Annotated in this window: 9 protein-coding genes; all 9 read left to right on the plus strand. The window is 43.9% G+C overall.

Going from position 1 to position 6,650, the window contains the following annotated elements; translation table 11 throughout:
• Positions 1–119: 119 nt before the first annotated feature.
• The 9 genes from QUA57_RS27760 (at position 120) to QUA57_RS27795 (ending at position 6,553) form a co-directional block, all read left to right on the plus strand.
• Positions 120–1,316, plus strand: coding sequence for a glycosyltransferase family 4 protein (locus QUA57_RS27760; protein WP_333065012.1), 1,197 nt, complete (start codon positions 120–122; stop codon positions 1,314–1,316).
• 79 nt (positions 1,317–1,395) lie between these two features.
• Entirely contained in the window at positions 1,396–2,556 is a 1,161-nt protein-coding gene (locus QUA57_RS27765; protein ID WP_333065011.1) for a glycosyltransferase, read from the plus strand.
• A 63-nt stretch (positions 2,557–2,619) separates the two neighbouring features.
• On the plus strand, positions 2,620–3,603 hold the full coding sequence (locus tag QUA57_RS27770; protein ID WP_333065010.1) for an ATP-grasp domain-containing protein: 984 nt from the start codon (positions 2,620–2,622) through the stop codon (positions 3,601–3,603).
• Entirely contained in the window at positions 3,600–3,779 is a 180-nt protein-coding gene (locus tag QUA57_RS27775) for a hypothetical protein (RefSeq protein WP_333065009.1), read from the plus strand. The genes QUA57_RS27770 and QUA57_RS27775 overlap by 4 nt, the downstream gene beginning before the upstream one ends.
• Positions 3,780–3,884: 105 nt before the next feature.
• Positions 3,885–4,247 carry an HAD family hydrolase gene (locus QUA57_RS28815; RefSeq protein ID WP_445304513.1) on the plus strand — a complete coding sequence of 121 codons (363 nt, stop codon included), beginning with the start codon at positions 3,885–3,887 and terminating at the stop codon, positions 4,245–4,247.
• 165 nt (positions 4,248–4,412) lie between these two features.
• On the plus strand, positions 4,413–5,084 hold the full coding sequence (locus QUA57_RS27780) for a sugar transferase (protein WP_333065008.1): 672 nt from the start codon (positions 4,413–4,415) through the stop codon (positions 5,082–5,084).
• A gap of 173 nt (positions 5,085–5,257) precedes the next feature.
• A complete protein-coding gene (locus QUA57_RS27785) occupies positions 5,258–5,542 on the plus strand; it encodes a hypothetical protein (RefSeq protein WP_333065007.1) in 285 nt (94 codons plus the stop codon).
• Positions 5,543–5,603: 61 nt separating this feature from the next.
• Positions 5,604–5,756 carry a sugar transferase gene (locus QUA57_RS27790; protein ID WP_333065006.1) on the plus strand — a complete coding sequence of 51 codons (153 nt, stop codon included), beginning with the start codon at positions 5,604–5,606 and terminating at the stop codon, positions 5,754–5,756.
• Positions 5,757–5,917: 161 nt separating this feature from the next.
• Positions 5,918–6,553: an acetyltransferase gene (locus tag QUA57_RS27795; RefSeq protein WP_333065005.1), complete on the plus strand. Its 636-nt coding sequence runs from the start codon at positions 5,918–5,920 to the stop codon at positions 6,551–6,553.
• The last annotated feature ends 97 nt before the right edge of the window (positions 6,554–6,650 follow it).

Raw genomic sequence — 6,650 nt, forward strand, 5'->3', positions numbered from 1 at the left:
GAGGTACTGGAATAATAATGAATCCTCCTGTATTTATTGTTTTAAGCACTGCATAGCTCTTAACTGAACCGTATTGAATCAAATGTAGAAATGTTTTTATTAAAGGAGTTACCGATTGTATGAGAGTAGTTGTAGCTGTTGAACACCGCTTTGTTCGCACGCCCGACGGGGCAGTGTGGACACAGACAATGTTCGCCCATTCCTACTGGCAGCGTTACTTTGAAGTATTTGACGAGATCCTGGCAGTAGCCCGCGTGCGCGACGTACCTGATGTGCCTTCTGACTGGAAGCGAGCTGACGGGGAAAGAGTTTCCTTTGCAGCAATACCTTACTATATAGGCCCCTGGCAGTACCTCTTCAAGGCCCGACAAGTTCAGCAGGCTGCCAGAAAAGCTGTCCGCACAGAGGATGCTGTGATTTTTTATCTTTCTTCTCAAATTTCGTCCTGTATCGAACCGATGTTGCGCCGGATCAGCCATCCCTACGGCATTTATGTCATCGCCGACCCTTACGACGTATTCGCTCCCGGCTCCGTCAAAAGCCCTGTGCGCCCGTTCTTCCGCTGGTGGTCGCCGCGTCGGCTCAGAGATCAGTGCGTGAACGCTAGCGCCGCTGCTTACATTACAGAAAAGGCTCTCCAGCGCCGATATCCGCCAAATCCAGGGGTTTTTACCGCTCACTATTCGATGACGGAATTGCCGGATTCAGCATTTGTGGCAACACCGCGATCGGGCTTTCAGGAAAAGCAGTCGCTGACCTTGATTACACTGGCCAGTTTGGCTCAACTTTACAAAGCTCCCGATGTACTCATCGATGCCGTTGCTGTTTGCGTCGCAGAAGGACTAGATATCAAGTTGGTTCTAGTTGGAGACGGCCAGTACCGTCAAAAACTGGAAGCGCGAGCTCAAGGGCACGGTTTGGGCGATCGGGTTTGTTTCAAAGGTCAATTGACTGCAGGTGATGCGGTGCGAAATCAGTTGGATCTAGCTGACATTTTCGTTCTTCCTTCCCATCAAGAAGGTTTACCTAGAGCAATGGTGGAAGCAATGGCGCGCGCATTACCCTGCATCGGTTCAACAGTGGGCGGCATCCCAGAACTGCTCCCCCCGGAAGATTTAGTATCCCCCGGTAATGTAGCAGCTTTGGCGAGCAAAATCCGCGAGGTGGCAACTAACCCGGAACGCATGGCTCGGATGTCAGCCAGGAATTTGGAAAAAGCTAAAGAGTACCGCGATGAAGCCCTCCGCGAGCAGCGGAATGAATTTTACCGCTACGTACGAGAGATGACTGAAGCTTGGCTGAAGCAAAAAAACTAGGACGGTCTCAATGTTGGTCAGATTTAATAAGGATTAATTTTATGCCGACTAGCGTTTACGAGGAAATTGAGGAGCCATCATGAAGAGCCTGCTAATTATCACCACTATTCCATCTACTCTTAAATTTTTCCTGCCTCTCACCAAGCACCTACGCAGTCAAGGCTGGCAGGTGGATGCAATGGCAAAAGAACTTTCTACTAGCGAGGAATATGCACATTTTTTCGATCGCGTTTGGGATATCGAGTGGTCGCGCAACCCCCTAGATCCCAAAAACTTGCTCGCCGCTCCCCAACAAATTCGTCAGGTGCTTGCTCAGCAACCATACAATTTAGTAAATGTTTCCACGCCAGTAGCTGCTTTTGTTGCCCGCTATGCTCTTAACAATTGGAGAAAGCAGGGAAAATTCAAGGTAATCTACACTGCTCAAGGTTTTCACTTCTACCCAGGAGGCGCACCCCATAAAAATGCTATATTCTTGGGACTAGAAAAGATTGCTGGGCCTTGGACAGACTATTTAGTAGTAGTGAATCGGGAAGATGAGTCAGCAGCAAAGCGCTATGGACTCATTTCTCCCGAACGAGTTCGTTATATCCCCGGAACTGGTTTAAATCTCGATCGCTTTAATCCCCATGCTATTTCCGAAGCTGAAATAATGGGAGTACGTCAAGAGTTGGGATTAGCGCCGGAAAACTCTTTGTTTTTGTCGGTAGCTGAATTTATTCCCCGCAAACGTCCTGGGGATATTTTAAAGGCATTTGCCCAACTCGGTCGGCCTCAAGTACATTTAGCGTTCGCCGGAAATGGAAGAATTTTTGAGGAAATGCAGCAACTCGCAGCCAAGTTAGGAATTCAAAATCAAGTGCATTTTTTGGGGCGACGGAGGGATATCCCAGTTTTAATGCGTGCGTCTGTAGCTACTTTGATTGCTTCTGCACACGAAGGACTTCCCAATTGCGTGATGGAATCTTTGTGCATGGAAACCCCCGTAATTGGTACAGAAATTCGCGGCACTCGCGATTTATTAGTAGATGGAAATGGGCGGCTGGTAAAAGTGGGAGATATCAACGGAATGGCTGAAGCAATGGCATGGATTTTAGATCGTCCAGACGAAGCTCAAAAGATGGGCAAGCGCGGACGAAAGGATATGGTTAATTATGACGCGCCACAAATCATAAAGCTGTACGAAAGTTTGTATAGCGAGGCTTTGTCTGAGAACGCATCAAGTTCTACACGCTGGTAAAATATTTGCGAATACGCAAAAATGCCATAATTTTTACCGAAAACTAAACAAGGTTAGAAACTTATGGATGCTTTCAACATTCTTTTCACCAGTGCAGGCAGAAGGGTAGCACTAATTCAATTGTTCAAAAAAGTTTTGAGCAATCTAGGAATTCCTGGCACTATTGTCATGACAGATTCTCAGAACAATGCTCCTGCTGCTTTCGCGGCTGATGTTTCAGAACTTGTTCCCCGAATTACTGATGCCAATTACATCAATATTTTGCTAGAAATTTGTGAAAAACATCACATTAAGCTATTGATTTCGCTGATCGACCCGGAACTGTATTTGCTCTCGCTCCACCGACAGGAATTTGAAGCGAAAGGCGTTACCCTACTCGTCTGTTCTCCTGAAACAAATGAGATTTGTTATGACAAACGTAATACTTTTAAGTTTTTCAAAGAGATGGGTGTTTCCACCCCTGAATTGTTAGATGGAGACAAAATTCTCGCAGATACTAACGCCTGCTATCCTTTTCTGATTAAACCTGCGAAGGGCAGTTGCAGTGTGGGAGTAAATCAGGTCAGAAATGCTAAAGAGTTGGAATTTTTTAGAGAGTATATTGCTAATGCCATTATTCAGGAATTTCTCATTGGTCAAGAATACACTTTAGATATTTTAGTGGATTTCCAAGGAAAGGTGCGATCGGTGGTTCCCCGGCTCCGCATTGAAACCAGAGCTGGGGAAATTAGTAAGGGGATAACCGTTAAAAATCTCGCCTTAATGGAGGCTGGAAAAAAGGTGGCTGAGTCATTGCCCGGTGCCATAGGCTGCATTACGGTGCAATGTTTTTTGCTCGCCAGCGGTGAGATTAAATTTATTGAAATTAATCCACGATTTGGCGGAGGATTTCCTCTCGCATTTCAAGCCGGTGCTAATTTCCCTCTCTGGATTATCGAAATGGTTTTGGGGAAGAACCTTGAAATTAAAATTGACGATTGGCAGGATGGAGTTGTCATGCTGCGGTACGACGAGGCAATTTTTGTAACAAAGGAAATGCTCGCATGATTAAAGTTACGGTCTTTGATGTAGATGATACTATGTTTTCCGAACGATTTGTGCGGCTCGGATTTCACGCAGTCGGGGATTGGATAGTAAATAAATATGCGGTTCCAAAATTTTTGAAAGAGCTTGGAAGTATTTTGTACCAGGAAACAGAGGCTAAATTTTTAATTGAGCTTTAGCAGAAATTAGCATGGAGGATGAGATGACTCTCAAATAATTCAGGAGATAATCTCAATGGATCGACAACATAAGCGACAGATTTCTCTGTATAGCGATGCTCGGCGATCGAATATTTTAAAGGTAACAAAAAACTAGGCGCGAGCACAGATGGCTACCTAACAACTCAACGCAATAAAGTAGAAGGATTGCACATAGCAAATAGTTGTGATACTATCATTTACAGCGATGAATACGGTAAAAAAAACTCGAAGCGCCGCCCAATACCATACTTAAAAGTCAGGAAATTCAGGGGATTTCAAGGCTCAAAATGCGTCTATGTAGGAGATAATCCTCACAAAGATTTCGTCACGGCCAAGAAACTGAGTTTGCTAACTGTTCAAATCGCTCGTCAAGATGAGAGTATTGCAAGACTCCACCAGCACCGGGCTAGGAAGTGGATCGCACAATTCTTTCCTTGGCTGAACTAGAGACAATTTTATGATCGATTCATGAACTTTGTCTTAAGTGCGGTAATAAGGCCGATGCTGAAGTTGGGGGCGATCGCGAATTAGAGTTCGTCTTTTAAGAACCTAAAGTTTAAAAATGTTCGTGAAGGAATTGACAGATTTTTTAAGCTCAAAAGGATGGTGATCATGAATTCACAAGTTGCTTCTACCAAGATTTTCAGTAAATACAGCAGACTGCTAAAGACAATATTAGATAGATTAGTGGCTGCGATCGCGCTGGCAGTTTTCTCTCCCGTAATGTTAATGGTTGCGATCGCCATTTACATCCGCATGGGCAGGCCAATCTTTTTCTGCCAACCCCGTCCCGGTAAAAACGGTCGCGTTTTCAATTTCTACAAGTTTCGCACTATGACAAGTGATTGCGATGCTGATGGTAATTTGCTGCCTACCGAACAGCGTCTCATACCCCTGGGTCAATTTTTTCGCAAAACAAGTCTGGACGAACTCCCTCAACTCTGGAACGTTCTTAAAGGTGATATGAGCTTTGTTGGCCCTCGTCCTTTACTCGTAAAATACCTCGATCGCTATACTCCAGAACAAGCTCGTCGCCACGAAGCTATGCCGGGAATTACGGGTTGGGCTCAAGTCAATGGTCGCAATGCTATTAGCTGGGATGCTAAATTTAAACTTGATGTTTGGTATGTCGATAATTGGACTCTGTGGTTAGACTTGAAAATTCTGTTTCTGACAGTATTGAAAGTCTTGAAAAGAGACGGAATTAACCGAGAAGGCTATGCTACAGCCCCTGAATTCACAGGTCTTCTTGATGAGGGTCAAACTAGCAGTGAGGTTCGGTAGGGGTTCGTTTATTTAAGTCCGATAGTGGGCAAAAAAACGGGGAAATTTCATTTCCCCGGAATTAATGGGTCTAAACCCCTGTCCTTCTATGACGGCTTTTAATTTATCAATAAAGTTGGTAGCAATTCCCAAAAACCTCTTCCAGGTAGTATCCTATAAGATAGGAGGTAAAAATGCTTTTTTTTGACTTCAAAAGATTAGAAAAATTAAATCAATTTGCAGCAGTAGACGAAGCAATTCGTACCGATCAATTTGTCAGGAATAGCTGCATTAGGCTGTGGATGGATACCAAGGGTATAGGTAAAAAAGACCTGCAAAAATACTGTGCTGTACTCGCTCGTGATTTTCCGTTTGGCGGCGAACTTTTCCAATTCTACAAGTTTCGCACTTCGGAGGATCGATCGCGACGCCGATGGCAATCTTCTCCCCGACGTACAGCGAATCACCGCAATCAGTAAATTTCTGCGCTAAACCAGTTTAGACGAACTTCCCCAACTCTGGAACGTTCTTAAAGGTGATATGAGCTTTGTTGACCCTCGCCCTTTGCTGCTAGAATACTTGGAGCGTTATAGCCCGCAACAAGCACGCCGTCATGAAGTTAAACCAGGTATTAGGGGTTGGGCGCAGATTAACGGTCGCAATGCCATTAGTAAGGAAGAGAAATTAACCTAGATGTTTGGTATTTCGCTCACGGGAGTTTGTTGCTTGACTTCAAAATTCTCTTGTTCACTCCCATAGAAGTCATAAAACATAGAGGTATCTCCCATCCGAACCAAGCAAGTATGAATGAATTTTCAGGAAACATGAAGTCAAACGAGTAGAGGTGAGGCTATATGAATACCTATTTGTATGGTTGCGGCGGACACGCCAAAGTTATTATAGATATTTTATCTCGTCACAGACAAGTAATTACGGGAATTGTTGATGATAACCCACCGCAAGGAATCACAGAAATTTATGGTACTCCAATCTACTTAGCAGCAGAAAAATTGATAAAAATCAATACTGAAAACAGTCAATGGATTGCTGCTATCGGTAATAATCGTACCCGTCAGTATATAACTCAGAAAATCACAAATCTGGGATATTCTTTCACAACTGCAATTCACCCTTCGGCACAAATTGCATTAGGAGTTGAAATTGCTTCGGGTACCGTCATTATGGCTAATACAGCTATCAACACGGAAACCAAAATTAACCATCACGTTATTATTAATACTGGTACAACTATTGACCACGATTGTATTATTGATGATTACTGCCACATCGCTCCTGGCTGTTCTCTTGCTGGTCAAGTTCGTTTGGGTAGAGGTGTTTTATTAGGTGTTGGTACTAAAGTTTGTCCAGGCGTAGAAATTGGAGACGGAACAACCTGTGGAGCAGGTTCAGTAGTTATTCACTCTCTGCCTTCCCATTGCTTAGCCTACGGTTGCCCAGCCAAAATTGTCGATCGTAATTACTTCCCGTAATATTTATTTATATCATAAATCAATACTCCGGACAGTTTTTAAGCAGCCAAAGTACCATAAGACAAGACTGAAGGAAGATTAGGGTGATTTAAAATCA

Origin of the sequence: Microcoleus sp. Pol7_B2 (assembly GCF_036701035.1) — a bacterium.
Lineage (GTDB): Bacteria > Cyanobacteriota > Cyanobacteriia > Cyanobacteriales > Microcoleaceae > Microcoleus.